The following is a 22635-nucleotide window of genomic DNA, read 5'->3' on the forward strand; positions in this document are numbered from 1 at the left end:
GCCAAAAAAATGGCCGCGGAGTCTACCCGGCGGACCGCCGGTCGCCTAGCGCCGGCGCGCAAGCAGGCCGGGGGCGCCTCGTCTGAGGCAAACTAGATGGTCCCTTCGCCAGGTGTCAGTTCCCATGTCCGATCTGGTCGTCGAGCACGTCTCCGGCAAGCTGGTCCGCCTCAAGCGCCGGCAGGATCTGCTGTTCCAGCTCAAGCAGGAGTGGCCGCCGGCGGGCGATCAGCCGGCCGCCATCGCCGGCCTGGTGCAGGGACTCAACGACGGTCTGGCGCACCAGACCCTGCTCGGCGTCACCGGCTCCGGCAAGACCTACACCATCGCCAACGTCATCCAGCAGGTGCAGCGGCCCTGTCTGATCATGGCGCCGAACAAGACCCTGGCGGCGCAGCTCTACGGCGAGTTCAAGGAGTTTTTCCCCGACAACGCCGTCGAGTACTTCGTCTCCTATTACGACTATTACCAGCCGGAAGCCTATGTGCCGTCCTCCGACACCTTCATCGAGAAGGACTCGGCGGTAAACGAGCACATCGAGCAGATGCGTCTGTCGGCGACCAAGGCGCTGATCGAGCGGCGCGACGCCATCATCATCGCCAGCGTCTCGGCGATCTACGGCCTGGGCGACCCCGAGAGCTACTTCCAGATGGTGCTGCACGTGGTCAAGGGCGACCGCATCAGCCAGCGCGACATCATCCTGCAGCTCACCGCCATGCAGTACACCCGCAACGAAACGGTGCTGGAACGCGGCCAGTTCCGGGTGCGTGGCGAGGTGATCGACATCTACGCGGCGGAATCCGACGATGAGGCGGTGCGCATCGAGCTGTTCGATGGCGAGGTGGACAGCATCGCCTATTTCGATCCGCTCACCGGCGCGATACTGCGGCGGGTGCCCCGGGTCAGCGTCTACGCCGGCAGCCACTACGTGACGCCGCGCGAGCGCACGCTGGGCATGATGGGGACCATCAAGACCGAGTTGCAGGAGCGCATCGCCTACTTCCGCTCGGTGAACAAGCTGGTGGAGGCACAACGCATCGAGCAGCGCACCCACTTCGATCTGGAGATGATCCAGGAGATCGGCTACTGCAAGGGCATCGAGAATTACAGTCGTTATCTGTCCGGCAAAAAAGCCGGTGAGCCGCCACCCTGTCTGTTCGACTACCTGCCGCCCGATGCCCTGGTGGTGCTTGACGAGTCGCACGTGACCGTCCCGCAGATCGGCGGCATGTACAAGGGTGACCGGGCGCGCAAGGAAACCCTGGTCGAGTACGGCTTCCGTCTGCCTTCGGCGCTCGACAACCGGCCGCTGAAGTTCGAGGAGTTCGAGCGCATCTGCCCGCAGACCATCTACGTCTCGGCGACGCCGGGTCCGTATGAACTGAAGAAGTCGGACGGGCAGGTGGTCGAACAGGTGGTGCGGCCCACCGGCCTGGTCGATCCCCAGGTGGAGGTGCGGCCGGCGCTGAGCCAGGTCGACGACGTGCTGGGCGAAATCCGGCTGCGGGTGGAGCGGCAGGAGCGGGTGCTGATCACCGTGCTGACCAAGCGCATGGCCGAGGATCTGACCGATTACCTCGACGAGCACAGCGTGAAGGTGCGCTATCTGCATTCCGACATCGACACGGTCGAGCGCGCCGAGATCATCCGCGACCTGCGCCTGGGCGTGTTCGACGTGCTGGTCGGCATCAATCTGCTGCGCGAGGGCCTGGATATTCCCGAGGTTTCTCTGGTGGCCATCCTTGATGCCGACAAGGAGGGCTTCCTGCGCTCCGAACGTTCGCTGATCCAAACCATCGGCCGTGCGGCGCGCAACCTCAATGGCCGCGCCATCCTCTACGCCGACCAGATGACCGAGTCGATGAAGAAGGCTATCGGCGAAACCAATCGCCGGCGCGAGAAGCAGGTGAGCTTCAACCTCGCGCAGGGCATCACCCCGCGCGGCGTCAAGAAGAAGGTGCAGGACGTCATGCGCCTCGGCTACGAAACCCTGCCCGAGGACCGGCGCAAGGGCGGCGCCCGCGAGCTGCCCAAGGCGGCCGAGCCGCTGGTCAGCTACGAGGACCCGGCGAAGCTGGGCCGCAACATCGTCCGCCTGGAAAAGGAGATGAAGCAGGCGGCGCTGAATCTGGAGTTCGAGAAGGCGGCCCGCCTGCGCGACCAGATCCGACAGTTGCGGGAGGCGGCTCTGCGTTCGGCGGTGGTTTAGCGCGACGGGTTGCCCTTTGCGAGGCGGGACAGTATTCTTCGCGCCCTCGAACGAACTTTTGGGCGTGTAGCTCAGCTGGTTAGAGCACCACCTTGACATGGTGGGGGTCGTTGGTTCGAGTCCAATCGCGCCTACCAAAACACGAAAACCCCGCTCCGGCGGGGTTTTTCGTTGGTGCTGGCCGGTGCTGGTTCCTGGCCCTGCGGCTTGCTGGGTTTGCCAGTGCTTTCAGGCCGATGCCATCATCCATAACCAAACCAAAAATAGGGTGCAGCGGATGGACATTCCGCTCCTGCGGGGGGCAATAGAGGAGCGCTACTGCCGGCTGGTCGAGGCCGGGGAAGTCTTGTTCCGGCAAGGCGAGCACGGCGACGCCGCTTACGTGATTGACGTCGGGGTCGTTGAGATTTACGCCGAGGATGCCGACGGCCGCCACACTATCGCCCGGCTCACTGAAAACGAGCTGTTCGGCGAAATGGCGCTGCTGGGTGACAGCCGGCGCAGCGCCTCGGCGGTGGCCTTGGAGGCGACGCGGCTGCTGGTGATCACTCCCGACCACCTGCGCGAGCGGCTGGAAAGCGCCGACCCACTGACCCGGCATCTGCTGCGCACCCTGGTGCTGCGCAGTCGCGAACTGCTGCAGCGCCATCGTCCGGGGCCGGCACCGAGCAACGGCGCCGACCTTATCGCCGAGGAACTGGCGGCCAACGACCGGCGCCTGGCCTTCGGCCGGGTACGGATCGAGCAGGCCATGGAACTGGCCTTGCAGCGCCGCGAGTTCCAGCTGTACTTCCAGCCGGTACTGCGTCTGCCAGCGGGGCCGGTGGCTGGCTATGAAGCGCTGATTCGCTGGATCAAGCCGGACGGCAGCCGCGTGCCACCGGCCGAGTTCATTCCGATCGCCGAAAGCTCGGACCTGATCTGGCCGATTGGACGCTGGGTGCTGGAAACTGCGGTGGACGGCCTGCTGCGCTTGGCGCAATCCGGGCTGGGGGAGTCCGTCGACACGCCCTTGTTCATGAACGTCAACCTGTCAGCCCGGCAGTTGCAGGATCCGGAGTTGCTGCCACTGCTGGCGTCACAGGTGGCGCGCCTGCACGGTCGGCACTGCCGGCTGAAGCTGGAGGTCACCGAGTCGCTGATGATCGGCAATGTGGCGCTGATGCAGGATTTCATCGTCCGCTGCCGGGAGCTGGGAGTACCGGTGGTGCTCGACGACTTCGGTACCGGTTATTGCTCGCTGTCCTATCTGCATCTGTTCGACGTGCAGGCGATGAAGCTGGACCGCTCCTTCGTGCGCGGTATCTCGGTGAGCCGGGCCAGCGAGAAAGTGGTGCGCGGCATCGTCGGCATGGCCCACGAGTTGGGGCTGGAGGTGGTGGTCGAGGGCGTGGAAACCGCCGACCAGGCCCAGCAGGCCAGTGATCTGGGCGTCGATTTCGCGCAAGGTTTCTACTTTGCCCGACCCGCCCCCCTGGACGAATTGCTGCCAGCACGGGCGCCCTGAGCCGGCGGCGCCAGCCCAGCTTGTCTTGAGGTGGGCTGCTCGAATATCATCCGCGACCTTTATTTTTGGCCGCCCGTCCGGGTTTCGGCTGGAGGATTTAGTTATCTCGACAGAAAAGCAGGATCGTCGCAATGAGGAGATCAACGTACCCCGCGTACGTGTGATTGGCTCCGACGGTGCACAGATTGGCGTGATCCCCACACGCGAAGCGATCGCCATGGCGGTTGCCGAGGGTCTGGAGTTGGTGGAAATCTCCCCCAACGCCGAACCGCCGGTCTGCAAGATCATGGATTACGGCAAGTTCCTGTATCAGAAGGACAAGCAGCAACAGGCCGCGCGCAAGAAGCAGAAGCAGATCCAGATCAAGGAAATGAAGTTTCGCCCCGGTACCGAAGAGGCGGACTACAACACCAAGTTGCGGCAGATCAGGGGCTTTCTGGAAGAGGGGGACAAGGTCAAGATCAACCTGCGCTACAAGGGCCGCGAAATGGCCCACCAGGAGATCGGCCTGCAGATGATCGAACGCATCAAGGCCGACTTGATCGAGCTTGCGGTGGTCGAGCAGCACCCCAGGATGGAAGGTCGCCAAGCCGTCATGGTGATGGGGCCGAAGAAGAAGTAGGGCGGTCCCCGCATGGCGGGGCGGCCAGATGGGTCGGTCAGCCAGAGCAGACCGACGTGGTTTTCAGCAGCACCCGAAGCCTTGCTGGATTTTTCAGCAAGCCCGGTCAGCTCCCGTTTTGATGTCGTGGGATGTGAAGCCGGTTAAAAAATGCAGACATCAGGAGCATCAAGATGCCGAAGTTGAAAACCAAGAAGGGCGCTGCCAAGCGCTTTTCGGCCACCGGCAAGGGTGGTTTCAAGCGTGGTCACGCGTTCAAGCGCCACATTCTCACCAAGATGTCGGGCAAGACCATCCGCCATTTGCGCGGCGAAACCCAGGTCCACCCGTCGGACGTGGCCGAAGTGAAGCAGATGCTTCCCTACGCCTAACGCCACCCCCATCTAAAGGAGAATCACCATGGCTCGTGTCAAGCGTGGCGTTACCGCCAAGGCCCGTCACAAGAAAATCCTCAACGCGGCGAAGGGCTACTACGGCGCCCGTTCGCGCGTCTTCCGCGTCGCCAAGCAGGCGGTCATCAAGGCTGGCCAGTACGCCTTCCGCGACCGTCGCGTCAAGAAGCGCGAGTTCCGCGCCCTCTGGGCCCAGCGCATCAATGCCGCCGCCCGCGAGAGCGGTCTGTCCTACAGCAAGTTCATCCACGGCCTGAAGCTGGCCGGCATCGAGCTGGACCGCAAGGTCCTGGCGGAACTGGCTGTCAGCGACAAGCCGGCGTTTGCGGGTCTGGTTGAGCAGGCCAAGGCCAAGCTCGCCGCCTGATCGCGCGACTAGCATCAAGCGGGGGAGCGGCAGGTCTGCCGTTCCCCCTTTTTGTTTGTGGACCTTAGCGAAATGAGCGACCCACTTCTCGAACTGCAAACCCAAGCGCAGGCGGACATCGCCGCCAGCGCCGACGCCCGGGCGCTGGAAGCGCTGCGGGTCGACCTGCTCGGCAAGAAGGGCCGGGTGACCGAGTTGCTGAAGAGCCTGGGCGGCATGGCCCCGGACGAGCGCAAGGCCTTTGGCGAGCGCGTCAACCGGGTCCGTGACGCGGTGAACCAGGCGCTGGATGGCCGCGCGAAGACGCTGGCCGAGGCGGAGCTGAGTCGCAAGCTGGCTTCGGAAACCCTGGACGTGACGCTGCCCGGCCGTGGCGAGACCGTGGGCGGCCTGCACCCGATCAGCCGCACCATCGCCCGCATCTCGCGGCTGTTCAACGATCTCGGTTTCGAGACCGTCGAAGGGCCGGAGATCGAGGACGATTTCCACAACTTCCAGGCGCTCAACATTCCCGAAAGCCATCCGGCGCGGGCGATGCAGGACACCTTCTATCTCAAGAACGGCAGCCGCCTGCTGCGCACGCACACCAGTCCGGTGCAGGTGCGGACCATGCTGTCGTGCACGCCGCCGATCCGTATCATCTGCCCGGGGCGGGTCTATCGCGTCGACTACGATCGCACCCACAGCCCGATGTTCCATCAGGTCGAGGGCCTGTACGTGGCCGAGAAGGTCAGCTTCGCCGACCTCAAGTACGACATCGTCACCTTCCTTTCGCGCTTTTTCGAGCGCGAGGTGGAAGCGCTGTTCCGCCCCAGCTACTTCCCCTTCGTGGAGCCCGGTGCCGACGTGCACATCAAATGGGACGACCCGGATAAGGGGCCGCGCTGGCTGGAGGTGATGGGCTGCGGCATGGTCCACCCCAACGTGCTGAAGGCGGTGAACATCGATCCCGAGCGCTACACCGGCTATGCCTTCGGCATGGGCGTGGAGCGCATGGCCATGCTGCGCTACGGCGTCAGCGATCTGCGCGACTTCTTCCAGAACGACGTCCGCTTCCTCGAACAATTCAAGTAAGAGAGCCAGCCATGCAAGTCTCCGAACGCTGGCTGCGCGAATGGGCGAATCCGCCTGTTACCGCCGCCGAACTCGCTCATAAGCTCAACCTCGCTGGCCTCGAATGCGAGGCGGCGCCCCTGCTCGCCGAGCGAGCCAGCGGCGTGGTGGTCGGGCGCATCCTCAGCGCCGAGCGGCATCCGCAGGCCGACCGTCTGCAGGTTTGCAGCGTCGATGTCGGTGATGGCCAGCCGCGCCAGATCGTCTGCGGCGCGCCCAACGCCCGCGCTGGCCTCTGCGTGCCCTGCGCGCTGCCGGGCGCAAAGCTGCCCGGTGGCATGGAGATCAAGGACGCCAAGCTGCGCGGCGTCGACTCCAGCGGCATGCTCTGCTCAGCCAAGGAGCTGGCGTTGTCGGACAAGTCCGAAGGCCTGCTGGAACTCGACGACAGCGCGGTGCCGGGCACGCCCATCGAAACCTATCTGCAACTCGAGGACGGCCTGCTGACCCTGGAGCTGACCCCGAACCGTGGGGACTGCCTGTCGGTCGCGGGCTTGGCGCGTGAGGTGGCGGCCCTGTATGGCCTAGAAGCCTGCCGGCCGGCGGTGAGCGCGGCGACGCTCGACAGCGAACAGACGCTGGCGGTGGCGGTCGATAGCGCGGCTGATTGCACGGCCTACTCCGGCCGCGTCATCAGCGGCCTGAATCCGGCCGCGCGGACGCCGGACTGGATGCGCGAAAAGCTGCGCCGCTCCGGCATCCGCAGCATCCACCCGGTGGTGGACATCACCAATTACGTGCTGATCGAGCTGGGGCAGCCGCTGCATGCCTTCGATCTCGCCAAGCTGTCCGGCCCGATCCGGGTGCGGCGTGCGCGTGCCGGCGAGACCATCAAGCTGCTCAATGACGACACCGTCCAACTGCGTGACGAGCTGTTGATTACCAGCGGCGAGGTGCCGGTGGCACTGGCCGGCGTCATGGGCGGCGCCGAGTCCGGCGTGGGCGAGGGCACCACCGCGATCTTCTTCGAGTCCGCCGCCTTCACGCCGGCGGCGATTGCCGGCGTCGCCCGCCGCCACAAGCTCAGCTCCGACGCTGCCTATCGCTTTGAGCGCGGCGTCGACCCGGCCCTGCATCGCGAGGCGCTGGAACGCGCCACGGCGCTGACCCTGGTGATCTGCGGCGGGCAGGTTGGCCCGATCAGCTTCGCCGGCGCGGAGCGTCCGGCGGTGGCGGCGATCCGCCTGCGGCATGCGCGCCTGCTGGCGCTACTCGGTTGCGAGGTGCCTGCCTCCGAGGTGGAGACCCTGCTGCGCCGTCTTGGCATCGCGCTGACCGCTGCCGGCGATGGCGAGTGGCTGTGCACGCCGCCCAGTTGGCGCTTCGATCTGGCCATCGAGCAGGACCTGATCGAGGAGGTGGCGCGCCTCCACGGCTACGAGAACATCCCGGTGCTGCCCTATGCCGCTGCTCTGTCGCCGGCCGTGCAGTCGGAAGCCCTGCGTCCCTCGGTCCGGATCAAGGACGCGCTGGTCGCCCGTGGCTGGCAGGAGGCGGTGACCTACAGCTTCGTCGACGCCAAGCTGCAGGCGCGGCTGACGCCGGAGTTCACCGGCATCCCGCTCGACAATCCGATCGCCGAGACCATGGGCGTGATGCGGACCAGCCTCTGGAGCGGCCTGATTGGCGCCTGGCTGCACAATCACCAGCGCCAGAACAAGCGCGCCCGCTTCTTCGAGCTGGCTGCCACCTTCGCCGAAAACACCGAAGGCATCGTCGAGACCCCCCGTCTGGCCGGTCTCGCGAGCGGCCCTTTGCTGGACGAGCAGTGGGGCGTCGGCAGCCGGCCGGTCGACTTCTACGACATCAAGGCCGATCTCGAAGCGGTCTGCGCCATCTTCGGCGGTGAGGCGGCGCGTTTCCGCTTCGAGGCCGGTCGCCATCCGGCCCTGCATCCCGGTCGTACCGCCCGCCTGCTGCGCGACGGCATCGAGGTCGGCGTCTACGGCGAGCTGCACCCGGTACTGGCCCGCGAGCTGGACCTGCCGGCGGCACCGCTGCTGTTCGAGCTGGACTGGGCGCAGCTGTCCCAGGCCTCGGTGCCGGCCGCCCGGCCGGTGTCGGAGTTCCCGGCCTCCCGTCGCGATCTCGCCGTAGTGGTCGACGAGGCGGTGCCGGCCCAGGCCCTGCTGGACCTCGTCCGCGCCACCGCCGGCCCCAGTCTCAGCAGCTTGCGCTTGTTCGACGTCTACCGTGGCCAGGGTTTGCGTGAAGGATCAAAGAGTGTCGCTTTGGGATTGATTTTCCAAGATTATTCCCGCACCCTAACCGTCGAGGATATCGATGCGGCCATCGCAAGGGTGACCTCGGCATTGGCCCGCGACCTCGGCGCCGTGTTGAGGGAATAACGACATTTTTCGCAACTTTGGGAGCCGGTGGCGGTGACGTTGACGAAGGCGGAGCTGGCCGACGCTTTGTTCGAAGAGCTGGGCTTGAACAAGCGCGAAGCCAAGGAGTTCGTGGATCTCTTCTTTGAAGAGATGCGCACGCGCCTGGAAGCCGGCGAAGAGGTCAAGCTTTCCGGCTTCGGCAATTTCGAGCTGCGCACCAAGAATCAGCGCCCTGGGCGCAATCCCAAGACCGGTCAGGAGATCCCCATTTCCGCCCGCCGGGTGGTTACTTTCCGTCCAGGTCAGAAGCTCCGCCTGAGGGTCAGCATCGATGAAAGCGAAGGCTGAGCCGTTGCCGCTGTCCCCGGCGGAAATTCCCCGCAAGCGCTACTTCGCCATCGGCGAGGTCAGCGAGATCTGCGGCATCAAGCCGCACGTGCTGCGCTACTGGGAGCAGGAGTTCCCGCAGCTCAAGCCCATCAAGCGGCGCGGCAACCGTCGCTACTACCAGTTTGACGACGTCGAGATGGTGCGGCGCATCCGCAGTCTGCTCTACGAACAGGGCTTCACCATCGGCGGCGCCCGCCAGCGCCTGCGCGAAGCGCGCGCCGAGCGCGTCGAGGTCGCCGCCGCGTCGGTCGCACCCTTGATGCCGGTTGCCGGTCCGGCCCGGCCATCACCCGCCGCTGCGGCCGCGCGTAAGGAAAAGCTGCACGACATTCGCACCGAACTGGAAGATTTGTTGAAGCGCTGGCCGGTCTAAAGCTTTCGGCTGAGCCGCTACTTCGGCTACACTTATGGTCTGGTTCGGCGCGTAGCGCAGCCTGGTAGCGCACTACCTTGGGGTGGTAGTGGTCGGAGGTTCAAATCCTCTCGCGCCGACCAACTTCATTCCCCGCTTTGCAGCAAAGCCCGCTTCGGCGGGCTTTGTCGTTTTCGCCGTCCGTCGGGCTTTTGCTCGCGGCTGTTGGCGATCTTCTGCTCAAAGCGGTTCCCGCGCCGATAGTTCAGCCATCAGAGCTTCTTCCCGTGCAGGATGCCGGGGAAGACTTGCCAGGAGGCTGGGGTCAGCGCGGGAGGCAAGCATGTCGAAGAATGGTCGGGAGCGGAGGCGCAAGGGGCTGATCGCGGCTTGTCGCCGTGGGGCCTACGGGCTGATGCTCTGGCTCAGTGGTCAGCAGCTCGCGGCCGCCGGACAGGCGCAGGAGCTGTTCGGCAGCATTCCCTTGAACGTGAACCTGAGCATCGAGGCGCAAAAGGGGTATTCCGGCGACGTGCTTGGCGTTTACCGCATCGGGTTTTCCACCAATGACCCGCGTCTGAGTGGTGCCTTCAACCGCCTGGCGCGCCTGCTGCAACTGCGCAATCACGAGGTGGTAGAGCAGGTCCGAGACATTCGCAACGGTATTGGTGTCGATTTCGACCTGCCGGACGCTGGCAAGCTGCACTTCATGCTGCATCCGCGCGGCGACGAGCTGGATCGCGGTGCCCGCTGGATACTGGGGGAGGACCAAAGTCCGGAGCCCTCGGAGTTGTGGTCCCTGGGGGCGGCGGTGGATCTGGTCAGCGTCGATCGCTTCGACGCCTCGTTTCAGATTCGCGACCGTGACCGCCGCCTGCAGGTCGCGCCACAACTCATCATCGACGCCGATCGCCTGCTCGGCCTGCGTGGCAAGGCGGTTATCACCATCCAGCAGGCTTGCTGGAAGAGCAGCACCGGCCAGCAGGATGAGCCGGTGCTACAGATGCGTCTGAAGTGGCGGTTCTGAGAGCCTTCAGCCTGGCCGCACGCGCGCTCAGTGGTTCTGGTAACCCTCCCACTTCGCCGGCGGCAGGCCGCTGGGGTCGGCGAAAGCGGGGGTGAAACCGGGCTGGCGGTGCTCGACGGTGACATGGGTGTAGATGCCGCCGCGCACGTACCAGTCGGCGGTCAGGCGCATGAACTTGGGCTGGGTGGCGGCCGCCAGATCGTCGAGGATCTGGTTGGTCACCGCCTCGTGGAACGCGCCTTCGTTGCGGTAGCTCCACATGTACAGCTTCAGTGACTTCAGCTCCACGCACAGCTCGCCCGGGATGTACTCCAGGTAGAAGGTCGCGAAGTCGGGTTGACCGGTCTTCGGGCACAGGCAGGTGAATTCCGGCATCCGCATGCGGATCAGGAAATCGCGCGCCGGATTCGGGTTGGGGAAGGTTTCTAGGGCCTTCGAGGGCTGGGTGGACATGGCGGAGGACTGCCTGCAAGGTTGGAAAATCGGGTGCGACCGGGACGGCGAGGCCGCAAGAGGGCGTGAATTATTGATGCGCTCCGGCAAACTTGAAAGCATCGCCAGCTTCGGCGCTATGGGCGGTTCGAGTGCGGCGGCCCGAATTAGTACACTAGGCGTCCGCCCGTCCATCTAGACCGCGACCACGCGGCTCCAAGCCAAACCGTCAATGCGTCTTACCGCCATCAAGCTCGCGGGCTTCAAGTCTTTTGTCGATCCGACCTCGCTGCCGCTGCCGTCCAACCTGACCGGCGTGGTCGGCCCCAATGGCTGCGGCAAGTCCAACCTCATTGACGCGGTGCGCTGGGTGCTGGGCGAGACCAGCATCAAGAACCTGCGCGGCGCCGACTCCGAGGACGTGATCTTCAACGGCTCGAAGTCGCGCAAGCCGGTCGGCCGTGCCTCGGTGGAGCTGGTGTTCGACAACTCCGACCAGCAGATCGTCGGCCCCTACGCCGCCTACACCGACATCTCGGTGAAGCGCGAGCTGACCCGCGACGGCAACTCGCAGTACTACCTGAACGGCAAGAAGTGCCTGAAGCGCGACGTCACCGATCTTTTCCTCGGCACCGGTCTGGGCGGCAAGAACCAGTACGCGATCATCGAGCAGGGCATGGTCAGCCGTATGGTCGAGGCCAAACCCGACGAGTTGCGCCAGTGGCTTGAAGAAGCGGCCGGCATCAGCAAGTACAAGGAGCGCCGGCGCGAAACCGAGTCGCGAATCAAGCAGACGCGGGAAAACCTTTCCCGCCTCAATGACTTGCGCAGCGAACTTGGTACGCGACTGGAGGTTTTGGCCAAGCAGGCCTCCAACGCTGAGAAGTTCAAGGAATTCAAGGCTCAGGAGCGACAACTTCGCGCTGAGATTCTGGTGCTGCGCCTGGTCGCCCTGGAGCAGCAGCGCAGCGCCACCCTGGCCCAGATCGCGGCCCAGGAGCAGGCCTTCGAGGCCGCCAAACGGGCGGTGATCGAGAGCTATGCCGGCCGCCAGCAGGCCGAGGCGGCGTTCAAGGCCGAGCAGGACTTGCTCAATGGCGAGCAGGCCCAGGTCTACGAGGCCGAAGCCGCCCTGGCCCGCCACGAGCAGGCGCTCAAGCACGCTCGCGAGCTGCAAAGCCTGAAGGCGCGCGAACTGGAACAGCTCAGCCGCCAGCTTCTGGAATTGCAGCAGCGCGAGCAGCGCGAGCAGCAGCGGCTGCTGTCGCTCAACGCCGATGTCGCCGCGCTGGAGCAGCAGGCGCAGGACGCCGAGACCGCCGAGGGCGAGGCCCTGGCGGCGGTCAGCAAGGCCGAGGCCGAGTCCCAGGCCGAGCAGCAGAAGTGGAACGAACACCTGGCGCGCGCCGAAGCGCCGCTGACCCAGGTCGAGGCCGAGCGCGTGCGCGTGCAACAGCTCGACCGCGCCCGGCTGATGCTGGACGAGCGGGTCAAGCGCCTCGCCGGCGAGCAGGCGACGCTGGACGCGGCACCGATCCAGGCCAGCCTGAGCGATTGCGATGCCGAGCTGGCTAGCCTGCAAACCGAGCTGGCCGAGGCCAGTGCCCGCTTGCAGCAGGTCGATCAGGAGCTGGCCAGTCAGCGCGACATCCGCGCCAATCTGGAAAAGAACCTGCACGAAGACCGCCAGACCCTGCAGTCGGCGCGCGGCCGTCTGGCCTCGCTGGAAACCCTGCAACAGGCCGCGCTGCGCCAGGACGATGCCGAGCTGAACCAGTGGCTGCGGGCGCAGAACCTCACGGAGGCGCCGCGCCTGGCCTCGCAGTTGAGCGTTGAAGGTGGCTGGGAGGCGGCGGTGGAGCATGTGCTCGGCGGCCTCTTGCAGGCGCCGCTGACGCCCACCTACGCCGATGCCGCCAGTGCGCCCAAGGCCGGCATCGCCCTGCTCGACGCTACCCCCGGCGTGCCGCCTGGCGATGCCGACCGCCTCTCGCACCATGTGCGCGGGCCGGCAGCAGTGCTGGAATTTCTGCACGGCGTGTTCGTCGCGCCGAATACCGAAGCGGCGCGCGGTCGCGCCGAAACCCTGCTCGCCGGCGAGTCGGTGGTAACCCCGGACGGCGTCTGGCGCGGCCGTGGCTGGGTGCGCCACCCCAAGACCGGCGACGCCCAGAGCGGCGTGCTGGCGCGCGCCCAGTTGCTCAAGCAGCTCAAGTCACAGGTGGACGCCCTGGCGGCAAAGGTCGCCGAGCAGGAGCAGAGCCTGGGCGGCCTGCGCAATCAGGCGCAGAGCCTCGAAGCCGAGCGCCGCGAACAGGCCGCGCGGGTCGAGCAGCGCCGGCAGCGGCAGTCGCAGCGCCAGGCCTTCCGGCAGGCGCAGGCGGTGCGCCTGGAGCAGGTGCTCAACCGGCTCAACCAGTTGAGTCAGGAATTGCAGACGCTGCACGCCCAGCAGGAGCAGCAGAGCCAGGAGCTGGCCGCCTCCCGCGAGCAGTTGGTGCAGTTGGAGGCCACCGCCGCCCGCCTGCGTCAGGAGCGCGTCGAGCTGCAGCAGTCGCAGGCGCGCGCCCGCGATCAGGTCAACCGCGTGCGTGCCCTGCTCAACCAGGCGGCGCAGGCGCGCAACGCCGTGCAACTGCGCCTAGCCGGGCAGAAGAGCGCGGTCACCGCGCTGCAACAGGCCTTGCAGGATCTCGCCGCGCGGGTCACCGCGCAGGCCGAGGCCAAGGCCGAGTACGAGGCCCAGGCCGGCGAGCTGGATGCGCCGGTCACCGAAACCGCTGGCGAAGTCGAAGCTGCCCGCGAGCTGGTCGCCGCCAAGCGCGAGCAACTGCGCGGCGCCCGTGAGCGCCTGAGCGCTGCCGAGCGGGCGCTGAGCCAGGCGCAGGAAGCTGCGCGCACGGCCGAGTTTGGCCAGGACGCCGCTCGCGACGCGCTACAGCAGTCGCGCCTGGAAGCCGAGGGCGACAAGGCCCGCGAGGCCTCGCTGCTGGAGCAGGTGGCCGAGACCGGCTTCGAGCTGGAACCGCTGCGTGCCGGCCTGCCGGCCGACGCCGCCGCCGAACCCTGGGAGGAAAAGCTGGCCTCGATGCTGCGCCGCATCGAGCGTCTGGGCGCGATCAATCTGGCCGCGATCCAGGAGCTGGAGGAGGCGCAGACCCGCGCCACCTACCTCGACGAGCAGAACCAGGATCTCACCGGCGCGCTGGACACGCTGGAAGAGGCGATGCGCAAGATCGACGCCGAGACCCGTGATCTCTTCAAGCAGACCTTCGACACCGTCAACACTGTGTTCATGGACCGCTTCCCCAAGCTCTTCGGCGGCGGCGAGGCCTATCTGGAGCTGACTGGCGACAACCTGCTCGACACCGGTGTGCGGGTGATGGCGCGGCCGCCGGGCAAGCGCAATTCCACGATCCAGCTGCTCTCGGGCGGTGAAAAGGCGATGACGGCGGTGGCGCTGCTGCTGGCGCTGTTCCAGCTCAATCCAGCACCGTTCTGCCTGATGGACGAGGTCGATGCGCCGCTGGATGACGCCAACGTCGGCCGGTTTTGCGAGATCGTCCGGGAAATGTCGCAAGGCGTTCAATTCATTATCATTACGCACAACAAGATCACCATGGAGCTGGCCAACCAGTTGCACGGCGTCACCATGCAGGAGCCGGGCGTCTCGCGCCTAGTGAGTGTGGACGTGGCGCAGGCAGTGGAATTGACCGGTTCGGAGTTGCCACAAGAGAACGCACGATGACGCCACTGCAGTGGGCGCTGTTGGTTGTGGGGGTAGGGGCCGCAGTCGCGGTCTGGTGGGCGTCGCGTCGGCGCGGCAACGGTCTGCGCGACTGGCAACCCGGTGGCGGCGGTGAGCCTACGCTGGGCCTGCCTCGGCGTGCCGCCGAGGCCCAGCTCGACATGTTCAACAGCACCGGCCAGTTCGACGAGTTTGGTGTCGGCAAGCCGCGCAAGGTCGCGCCGCGCCTGGATGGTGCGCCCACCGCTTCCGAGGCCGCGACCCGTCCGCCGGTACAGCAAAAGATTGTCGCCCTGCTGATCGCCGAGCGCGACGGCACCCACATCAACGGCCCGAAGATTCATGCCGCGCTCAAGGCGCAGGGTCTGGCGTTTGGCGACAAGCAGATCTATCACCGCCTGGCGGGCGGCGAGCCGGTGTTCAGCGTCGCCAGCCTGCTCAAGCCCGGCTATCTCGACCCCGCCGAGGCGACCGGCTTCAGCACCCCGGGCCTGTCGATGTTCCTGGTGCTGCCGGGGCCGCTGCCGCCGGTCACCGCCTTTCGCGAGATGTTGCAGACCGCCCATGCCCTGGCCCAGGCGCTCAACGCCGAGGTCTACGACATGCGCCGCAAGCCGCTGACGCCGGAGGCGCTGCTGAAGCTCGAACACGATGTCGAGCACTGGGCGCGGCAACACCCCACCGCCTGAGCTTGTGAATAAATCGACTGCGCTGACCTGCTGCGGCGTCATGCGCTGCTCGCAATCCTCACGTACTTGAGTACGCTGCGGTTGCTGCGCTGCTATTCCTTGCATCAGGCCATGCTCGCTACGATTTCTTCGCAAGCTCACTCATGAGTACGCCAGCCGCCCGTGCCGAGGTGCTGCGGGCACAGCTCGACGAGCACAACCACCGCTACTACGTACTCGACGATCCGAGCATTTCGGACGCCGAGTACGACGCCTTGTTCCTGGAGCTGCAGCGGCTGGAAGCCGCGCATCCCGAGCTGCTGACGCCGGACTCGCCGACCCAGCGCGTCGGCGGGGCGCCGCTGCGGGAGTTCGCCGAGGTGCGCCACCGTCTGCCGATGCAGTCGCTGCGCAAGTGCAACGACGAAGACGAGTTGCGCGACTTCGACCGCCGCGTCCGCGAGACCCTGGCGATTCCGGAGGTGGCCTATACCGGCGAACCCAAGCTCGACGGCCTGGCGGTATCGCTGATCTATGAGCAGGGGCGGCTCACACGCGGCGCCACCCGTGGCGACGGCGAAACCGGCGAGGACATCACCGAGAATCTGCGCACCATCCGCAGCATTCCCTTGCAGTTGCGCGGCGCTGTACCGCCGCTGCTGGAAGTGCGTGGCGAGGTCTACCTGCCCTGGGAGGGCTTCCGGCGCATGGTCGACGAGGCCACGGCGCGCAGCGAGAAAGTGCCGGTGAATCCGCGCAACGCCGCCGCCGGCAGTCTGCGCCAGCTCGATCCGCGCATCACCGCCCAGCGCCCGCTGGCGTTCACCGCCTATGCCGTCGGCTACAGCGAGGGCTGGCAGGCGCCCCGTCTGCACTCGGAAGTGCTGGAACAGTTGCGCGTTTGGGGTTTCCCGGTGTCCAGGCTGGTGGAGCGGGTGATTGGCGTCGATGGCTGCCTGCGCTACTTCGAGCAGCTCGGCGCGCGGCGCGCGCAGCTCGGCTTCGACATCGACGGCGTGGTGTTCAAGCTCGACGATCTCGCCGGCCGCGAGGAATTGGGATCGGTGACCCGCGAACCGCGCTGGGCCTGCGCCTACAAGTTCGCGGCGGAAGAAGCCGAGACCGTGCTGGAAAAAGTCGAATTCCAGGTTGGCCGTACCGGCGCGCTGACGCCGGTGGCGCGGCTCAAGCCGGTGTTCGTCGGCGGCGCCACCGTCTCCAACGCCACCTTGCACAACATGGACGAGGTCGAGCGCAAGGACGTGCGGGTGGGCGATACCGTCATCGTCCGCCGCGCTGGCGACGTGATTCCGGAAGTGCTGGCGGTGCGCCTGCCCGACGAGACGGCGCGTCTGGCCCACGAGGCCAGGCCCAGGATCGAACTGGTGCCGGCCTGCCCGGTCTGCGGCGGCAAGGTCGAGCGCGTCGAGGGCGAGGTCATCGCCCGCTGCACCAACGGCCTGTCCTGCCGCGCGCAGTTGCACGGCGCGTTGATCCACTTCGTCGGCCGCAAGGCGATGGACATCGAGGGCCTGGGCGAGAAGCTGTTGGCCCAGTTGATCGACACCGGTCGCGTCGCCTCGGCGGCCGACATCTACACGCTGACGGCGGAAGAACTGGCCGGACTGGAGCGGATGGGCGAGAAGTCCGCCGCCAACGTCGTCGAGGCCATTGCCCACAGCAAGCAGAGCAGCTTCCAGCGCTTCCTGTTCGCGCTCGGCTGCCCGCAGATCGGTGAGACCACGGCACGCGATCTGGCGCGTCATTTCGGCACGCTGGAGGCGCTCTATGCCGCCGCCGAACGCGACGCCGATCACGCAGAGAAGCTGCGCCAGATCCGAGCCGCCCGCGAGGAGCAGGAACGCGCGCTAGGAAAAGCCATCCGTCGCTCTGAAGACGAGCGGGCTCCGGCGTATCCCGAGTTGCAAGCGGTGCCGGATGTCGGCCCGACGGTGGCCGCACACGTCGTGCATTTCTTCTGCGAGCCGCGCAACCGCGCGGTGATCGCCGCCTTGGTCGCCGCCGGCATCGAATGGCCAGCCCCGAAAGCGGCAGCGCAAGGTGTACTCAGCGGCAAGACGGTGGTGATTACCGGCACCTTGCCCGGCGGCGTCTCGCGCGAGCAGGCCACGGCGCTGATCGAGGCGCAGGGCGGAAAGGTGTCAGGCAGCGTGTCGAAAAACACCGACTTCCTGCTCGCCGGCGAGGCTGCCGGCTCCAAGCTGGCGAAGGCCGAGAAACTCGGCGTGCCGGTGCTCGACTGGGCGGCCTTGCAGACTCTGCTGGCGGGCGAGGGCTGAAGCGCCTTGCGCGGGATCAGGCTGGCGGTCGCGCCTCGATCGCCAGCGCGTGGATGTCGGTCTGCATCAGCTCGCCCAGCGCGGCGTAGACCGCGCGATGGCGCGCCAAGAGCGGCTGGCCGCTGAAGGTCGCCGAAACCAGCCTCACCCGGAAATGCCCGCGACCGCTGGCGGCACCGGCATGGCCGAGGTGTTGCGCGCTGTCGTCCTGCACCTCAATGTCGGCGTCGGGAAAAGCCACTCGCAAAGCCGACTCGATGCGCGCGACGCGGCCGGCGCTCATTCTGGGAAGGTCTTGACGAAGGGCTGCACCAGCACCTGCTCGTACACGCCCTGCAACAGGTAGGGATCGGCCGCCGCCCAGGCCTCGGCTTCGGCCAGGCTGGCGAACTCGGCGACGATCAGGCTGCCGTGGAAGCCGGCCTCGTTCGGGGCATCGGAATCGACCTTTGGTCTGGGGCCCGCCAACACCAGCCGACCCTGCGCTTGCAGTGCGCGCAGGCGCTCAACGTGCGCAGGGCGCGCCAGCTTGCGCTTGGGCAGCGCGTCGGGGCCGTCCTGGCCGAGGATCATGTAGAGCATCACTTCTTCTCCGCGCCGTCCTGCTCCTGCACCAGATAGCGGCTCAGGAAGGGCAGGTGGGCAAACATGAAGGCCATCATGATCAGCGAGAAACCGAAGGCCTTGAGCTTGACCCAGGTGGCCTCGTCGAAATGGTGGGCGACGTAGTAGTTGAGCACTGCGCAGAACAGGAAGAACGCCGCCCAGGCCAGGTTCACCCGCTTCCAGACCGTGTCTGGCATCACCAGCATCTTCTGCGGGATGCGTTGCAGCAGCACCTTGTCACCGATCAGATGACTGCCGAGCAGGGCGGCGGCGAACAGCGTGTAGACCACGCTGGGCTTGAGCTTGATGAAGTCCGGGTCGCGGAACACCAGGGTGATGCCACCCAGCACCAGGGCCGCCAGGGCGCCGATGAAGTGCGCCTTGTGCAGCTTGCGACTGATCAGCCAGTGGCCGGCGACGGTGACGAACATGGAAACGATCAGCACGCCGGTGGCGAGGTAGATGTCGCCGAAGTAATAGGCGCAGATGAAGGCGATGGCGGGCAGCAGGTCGAGCAGGGTTTTCATCCCGCGATTGTAGCTGGGCCTACAATGTGCGATGCCCGCCGAATTTCTCGAACTGCATCCGGTCAATCCGCAGAAGCGCCTGCTCGCGCAGGCCGCCGAGCAACTGCGCCGTGGCGCGGTGATCGCCTATCCCACCGACTCCTGCTACGCGCTCGGCTGCCAGCTCGACGACAAGGCCGCCGCCGAGCGGCTGCGGCGCATCCGCGACTTCGACAAGCACCACCAGTTCACCCTGGTCTGTCGTGATCTGTCCGAGATCGCGCATTACGCCAAGGTCGACAACTGGCAGTTCCGCATCCTCAAGCTGCTCACGCCCGGGCCTTATACCTTCATCCTGCCAGCCTCGAAGGACCTGCCCAAGCGGCTCAGCCACGAGAAGCGCAAGACCATTGGCATCCGCGTGCCCGAGCATGTGGTGGCGCAGGCGCTGCTGGAGGCGCTGGGCGGGCCGCTGATCTCCTGCACCCTGCAATTCCCTGGCGAGGATCAGCCGGTCAGCGAGCCGCAGGACGCCGAGAAGCAGTTGCTGCATTCGGTCGATCTGGTGCTGGATGCCGGCAACTGCGGCCTGACACCGACGACAGTGATCGACCTCTCCGGTGACGCGCCGGTGCTGGTGCGCCAGGGGCGTGGCGACGTTTCCATGTTGGGGCTCGGTTAAGCCTCGTAGAGGGCGCCGGGCTGGGACGGAGCGGCAGGTATAATGCTGCCATGCCCGAACTCCTCCCTCTCGTCCAGAAGATCGCCGTCTGGGCGCTACCCGTGCTGTTCGCCATCACCTTGCACGAGGTGGCGCACGGCTATGTCGCCCGCCAGTTGGGCGACAACACCGCCGCCGCCCAAGGGCGGCTGTCGCTCAACCCGATCAAGCACATTGATCCGATTGGTACCTTGCTGGTGCCGGCGCTGCTGCTGCTCCTGGGTGGCTTCCTGTTCGGCTGGGCCAAGGCGGTGCCGGTCGATTACCGCAATCTCAAGAACCCCAAGCGCGACATGGCCATCGTCGCGGTCACCGGCCCGGCGGTGAATCTGCTCATGGCCATGGGCTGGGCGCTGCTGCTGAAAATGGCTCTGGGCCAGGATGTCAGCGCCGGCCTCTGGCTGGGCGTGGCGCAGATGAGCATCGCCGGCATCAGCATCAACCTGGTGCTGATGGTGCTCAATCTGCTACCGATGCCACCGCTGGACGGTGGCCGCGTCGCGGTCGGTCTGCTGCCGATGAAGCCCGCCATCGCCCTTGCCAAGCTCGAGCCCTACGGCCTGGTGATCCTCATCGTGCTGATGGCCACCGGCATCCTCGGCAAGATTCTCGGCCCCCTGGTGGGCATCAGCCAAACCCTCATCCTCGGCCTGTTCGGCATCCAGGCTTAGCGCGCAACTCATGTCCAACAGCAAATCCATCGTCCTCTCCGGCATCCAGCCCTCCGGCAAGCTCACTATCGGCAACTACCTGGGCGCGCTCAAGAACTGGGTGCCGCTGTCGGAGCGCTACTCCTGCTACTACATGCTGGTGGACCTGCACGCGATCACCGTGCGCCAGGACCCGGCGGTGCTGCGCGAGCGCTGCTACGAGTTTCTGGCGCTCTATATCGCCTGCGGTCTCGACCCCGCGAACAACACCCTGTTCGTGCAGAGCCATGTCGGTGCCCATGCGCGCCTGGGTTGGGTGCTCAACTGCTACACGCAGATGGGCGAGCTCAACCGCATGACCCAGTTCAAGGACAAGTCCGCCAAGCATGCCGACAACATCAACGCCGGCCTGTTCGACTACCCGGTGCTGATGGCGGCCGACATCCTGCTCTACCAAGCGCATCAGGTGCCGGTGGGCGACGACCAGAAGCAGCATCTGGAGCTGGCCCGCGACATCGCCCAGCGTTTCAACGGTCTTTACGGCGCCGTGTTCACGGTGCCGGAGCCGATGATCCCGCCGGTGGGCGCGCGGGTGATGGGCCTGCAGAACCCGACCGCGAAGATGAGCAAGTCCGGCGACGCCGAGACCGACGCCATCTATCTGCTCGACGCGCCGGACGTGGTGACGCGCAAGATCAAGCGCGCGGTCACCGACCTGGGCAGCGAGATCCGCTTTGATATCGCCGAGAAGCCGGGCGTCTCCAACCTGATGTCCATCCTCGGCGCGATCAAGGGCGAGAGCTTCGACAGCATCGCCGCGCGCTATGTCGGCAAGGGCTATGGCCACTTCAAGACCGAGGTCGCCGAGGCGGTGGTGGAATGCCTGAAGCCCATCCAGGCCCACTACGCCAGCATCCGCGAAGACGTGCCCGGCCTGCGCAAGGTGCTGCGCGCCGGCGCCGATGCCGCCGCTGCGCAGGCCGATGCCACGCTCAAGCGCGTGCACGAGGCGCTGGGGTTCATTCCGGAATGAGCGAGACCGAGCCCAGCGTCGTCGAGCCGAGCCCGGAGGCGCTGGTCGCGCATCCGGTGAAGGTGCACGGCCAGGTGCTGGAGAAGCTGCCGGACGACCTCTACATCCCGCCGGACGCGCTGGAGGTGGTGCTCGAGGCCTTCGAAGGCCCGCTGGACTTGCTGCTGTACCTGATCCGCCGGCAGAACCTCGACATCCTCGACATCCCGGTGCTGACCATCACCCGTCAGTACGTGCAGTACATCCAGCTCATGCAGGGTCTGCGCCTGGAGCTGGCGGCCGAGTACCTGGTGATGGCCGCGCTGCTGGCCGAGATCAAGAGCCGCATGCTGCTGCCCAAGCCGGTCGCCGAGACCGACGAGGGCGGCGACCCGCGCATGGAGCTGGTGCGCCGGCTCCAGGAATACGAGCGCTTCAAGACCGCCGCAGAAAACCTCGACGGCCTACCGCGCCTGGGCCGCGACTGGCATCTGGCCTCGGCCAAGCCGGAAGAGATCAAGCTGGAGCGGCCGCTGCCGACGCCGCATCTGCGCGAGCTGTTGCTGGCGCTGCGCGATGTCCTGCAGCGCGCCGAGCTGTTCAGCCGTCACCAGGTGGCGCGCGAGCCCTTGTCGGTGCGCGAGCGCATGAGCCGGGTGCTGGAGCATGTGAAGAACCACGGCGCCTGCGAGCTGCGCGATCTGGTCGATCTGTCCGAGGGCAAGGCCGGCGTCGTGGTGGTGCTGCTGGCGATTCTGGAACTGACCAAGCTGGCGCTGATCGACCTGGTGCAGGACGCGCCGTTCGCGCCGGTGCTGATCGACGTCGGCCGCCCGCGCGAGGACCGCGACGTCAACGAGGACTGGACCGAAGAGGCGAGCTACGAATGAACGAGATTGAAGACCAGCCCGAACTCGAAGCCGCCGAAGCGCCGGAAGCCGCAGCGGCGCCGGCTCATGATCTGGAGCGCCTGTCGCGCCTGGTCGAGGCGCTGCTGCTGGCCGCCGACCAACCGCTGAGCCTGGACGCGCTGGTGAAGCTGCTGGCACCGGATGCGCCCATCGGCCGCCGCGAGCTGCGGCTGGCGCTGGAGCGCCTGGAACAGCGCCTGGCCGACAGCGCCGCCGAGTTGCGCGAGGTCGCCAGCGGCTGGCGCATCCAGGTCAAGGCCGACTACGCCGAGGTGGTGGCGCGGCTCTGGCAGGAAAAGCCGCCCAAGCTGACCCGCGCCCTGCTCGAAACCCTGGCACTGATCTGCTATCGCCAGCCGATCACCCGTGGCGAGATCGAGGAGATTCGCGGTGTGGCGGTGTCGCCCAACATCCTCAAGACCCTGATCGAGCGTGGCTGGATCCGCGAGGTGGGTGTGCGCGAAACCCCGGGCCGGCCCAGCCTGTTCGGCACCGCGCCGCAGTTGCTCGACGATCTCGGCCTGCGCTCGCTGGACCAGTTGCCGTCCCTGCCCGAGATCAAGGACATGGAGCAGCTGGAAGCCGCGCTCAGCCGCCTCGCCGGTCAGCCGCTGGAGATCGCGGTGGCCGATTCCGAGTCCGAGGAGCCGGCGCCGGTGATCGAGACCGATCCGCCGGCCGATGTGACGATTCACTAGATTTGCTTGTCATTCCGGCGAAAGCCGGAATCCAGTCGTGGAGTCCGCTCAAGGGCTGGGACTGGATGCCGGCT

General features: G+C 66.4%; 22 protein-coding genes and 2 tRNA genes. 20 read left to right on the plus strand and 4 right to left on the minus strand.

The window, feature by feature from the left end; translation table 11 throughout:
- The first annotated feature begins 124 nt into the window (after positions 1-124).
- The 12 genes from uvrB (at position 125) to ED208_RS09050 (ending at position 10309) form a co-directional block, all read left to right on the plus strand.
- Positions 125-2209 carry an excinuclease ABC subunit UvrB gene (gene uvrB, locus ED208_RS08995; RefSeq protein WP_123211544.1) on the plus strand — a complete coding sequence of 695 codons (2085 nt, stop codon included), beginning with the start codon at positions 125-127 and terminating at the stop codon, positions 2207-2209.
- 60 nt (positions 2210-2269) lie between these two features.
- A tRNA-Val gene (locus ED208_RS09000) sits at positions 2270-2346 on the plus strand.
- Positions 2347-2486: 140 nt separating this feature from the next.
- Positions 2487-3716: an EAL domain-containing protein gene (locus tag ED208_RS17305; RefSeq protein WP_158608492.1), complete on the plus strand. Its 1230-nt coding sequence runs from the start codon at positions 2487-2489 to the stop codon at positions 3714-3716.
- An 88-nt stretch (positions 3717-3804) separates the two neighbouring features.
- Positions 3805-4338 (plus strand): translation initiation factor IF-3, encoded by a 534-nt coding sequence (gene infC, locus ED208_RS09010; protein ID WP_123211670.1) that lies wholly within the window; start codon positions 3805-3807, stop codon positions 4336-4338.
- Between the two features lie 173 nt (positions 4339-4511).
- On the plus strand, positions 4512-4709 hold the full coding sequence (gene rpmI / locus ED208_RS09015; RefSeq protein WP_123211546.1) for a 50S ribosomal protein L35: 198 nt from the start codon (positions 4512-4514) through the stop codon (positions 4707-4709).
- 28 nt (positions 4710-4737) lie between these two features.
- Positions 4738-5097, plus strand: a complete 360-nt coding sequence (rplT, locus tag ED208_RS09020) for a 50S ribosomal protein L20 (RefSeq protein ID WP_123211547.1) — start codon at positions 4738-4740, stop codon at positions 5095-5097.
- A 72-nt stretch (positions 5098-5169) separates the two neighbouring features.
- Positions 5170-6171: a phenylalanine--tRNA ligase subunit alpha gene (gene pheS, locus ED208_RS09025; protein WP_123211548.1), complete on the plus strand. Its 1002-nt coding sequence runs from the start codon at positions 5170-5172 to the stop codon at positions 6169-6171.
- Positions 6172-6182: 11 nt separating this feature from the next.
- Positions 6183-8558, plus strand: a complete 2376-nt coding sequence (gene pheT, locus ED208_RS09030; protein ID WP_123211549.1) for a phenylalanine--tRNA ligase subunit beta — start codon at positions 6183-6185, stop codon at positions 8556-8558.
- Between the two features lie 33 nt (positions 8559-8591).
- Positions 8592-8888 carry an integration host factor subunit alpha gene (locus ED208_RS09035; RefSeq protein ID WP_123211671.1) on the plus strand — a complete coding sequence of 99 codons (297 nt, stop codon included), beginning with the start codon at positions 8592-8594 and terminating at the stop codon, positions 8886-8888.
- Entirely contained in the window at positions 8872-9303 is a 432-nt protein-coding gene (locus ED208_RS09040) for a MerR family transcriptional regulator (RefSeq protein ID WP_123211550.1), read from the plus strand. Before ED208_RS09035 ends, ED208_RS09040 begins: the two co-directional genes overlap by 17 nt.
- 45 nt (positions 9304-9348) lie before the next feature.
- Positions 9349-9425 (plus strand) — tRNA-Pro (locus ED208_RS09045).
- Between the two features lie 200 nt (positions 9426-9625).
- Positions 9626-10309, plus strand: coding sequence for a hypothetical protein (locus ED208_RS09050; RefSeq protein WP_148044721.1), 684 nt, complete (start codon positions 9626-9628; stop codon positions 10307-10309).
- A 27-nt stretch (positions 10310-10336) separates the two neighbouring features.
- Here the strand turns inward: ED208_RS09050 and queF are convergent, their stop codons facing one another.
- Entirely contained in the window at positions 10337-10762 is a 426-nt protein-coding gene (queF, locus tag ED208_RS09055) for a preQ(1) synthase (RefSeq protein WP_123211552.1), read from the minus strand.
- Between the two features lie 211 nt (positions 10763-10973).
- Between queF and smc the strand changes: the two genes are divergently transcribed.
- From smc to ligA, 3 genes are all read left to right on the plus strand, one after another.
- Positions 10974-14489 carry a chromosome segregation protein SMC gene (gene smc / locus ED208_RS09060; RefSeq protein ID WP_123211553.1) on the plus strand — a complete coding sequence of 1172 codons (3516 nt, stop codon included), beginning with the start codon at positions 10974-10976 and terminating at the stop codon, positions 14487-14489.
- A complete protein-coding gene (locus ED208_RS09065) occupies positions 14486-15178 on the plus strand; it encodes a cell division protein ZipA (protein WP_123211554.1) in 693 nt (230 codons plus the stop codon). Before smc ends, ED208_RS09065 begins: the two co-directional genes overlap by 4 nt.
- Before the next feature lie 143 nt (positions 15179-15321).
- On the plus strand, positions 15322-17457 hold the full coding sequence (gene ligA / locus ED208_RS09070; protein ID WP_123211555.1) for an NAD-dependent DNA ligase LigA: 2136 nt from the start codon (positions 15322-15324) through the stop codon (positions 17455-17457).
- Between the two features lie 16 nt (positions 17458-17473).
- Here the strand turns inward: ligA and ED208_RS09075 are convergent, their stop codons facing one another.
- The 3 genes from ED208_RS09075 to ispZ are packed head-to-tail and all read right to left on the minus strand — an operon-like array spanning position 17474 to position 18590.
- Positions 17474-17740, minus strand: a complete 267-nt coding sequence (locus tag ED208_RS09075; protein ID WP_123211556.1) for a BolA family protein — start codon at positions 17738-17740, stop codon at positions 17474-17476.
- Positions 17737-18039, minus strand: coding sequence for a YciI family protein (locus ED208_RS09080; RefSeq protein ID WP_123211557.1), 303 nt, complete (start codon positions 18037-18039; stop codon positions 17737-17739). The genes ED208_RS09075 and ED208_RS09080 overlap by 4 nt, the downstream gene beginning before the upstream one ends.
- A complete protein-coding gene (ispZ, locus tag ED208_RS09085) occupies positions 18039-18590 on the minus strand; it encodes a septation protein IspZ (RefSeq protein ID WP_123211558.1) in 552 nt (183 codons plus the stop codon). Before ispZ ends, ED208_RS09080 begins: the two co-directional genes overlap by 1 nt.
- A 31-nt stretch (positions 18591-18621) precedes the next feature.
- Between ispZ and ED208_RS09090 the strand changes: the two genes are divergently transcribed.
- Genes ED208_RS09090 through scpB form a run of 5 tightly spaced genes read left to right on the plus strand, consistent with a single transcriptional unit; the run spans position 18622 to position 22561 of the window.
- The gene (locus tag ED208_RS09090; protein WP_123211559.1) at positions 18622-19251 is read left to right on the plus strand and encodes an L-threonylcarbamoyladenylate synthase; all 630 of its coding nucleotides are present in this window, start codon (positions 18622-18624) and stop codon (positions 19249-19251) included.
- Between the two features lie 50 nt (positions 19252-19301).
- Positions 19302-19961: a site-2 protease family protein gene (locus tag ED208_RS09095; protein ID WP_123211560.1), complete on the plus strand. Its 660-nt coding sequence runs from the start codon at positions 19302-19304 to the stop codon at positions 19959-19961.
- Positions 19962-19971: 10 nt separating this feature from the next.
- Entirely contained in the window at positions 19972-20973 is a 1002-nt protein-coding gene (trpS, locus tag ED208_RS09100) for a tryptophan--tRNA ligase (protein ID WP_123211561.1), read from the plus strand.
- Positions 20970-21842 carry a segregation and condensation protein A gene (locus ED208_RS09105; protein WP_123211562.1) on the plus strand — a complete coding sequence of 291 codons (873 nt, stop codon included), beginning with the start codon at positions 20970-20972 and terminating at the stop codon, positions 21840-21842. Before trpS ends, ED208_RS09105 begins: the two co-directional genes overlap by 4 nt.
- Complete coding sequence (gene scpB, locus ED208_RS09110) at positions 21839-22561, plus strand: SMC-Scp complex subunit ScpB (RefSeq protein ID WP_123211563.1); 723 nt, start codon at positions 21839-21841, stop codon at positions 22559-22561. The genes ED208_RS09105 and scpB overlap by 4 nt, the downstream gene beginning before the upstream one ends.
- The last annotated feature ends 74 nt before the right edge of the window (positions 22562-22635 follow it).

The organism is Stagnimonas aquatica, from assembly GCF_003730135.1.
Lineage (GTDB): Bacteria > Pseudomonadota > Gammaproteobacteria > Nevskiales > Nevskiaceae > Stagnimonas > Stagnimonas aquatica.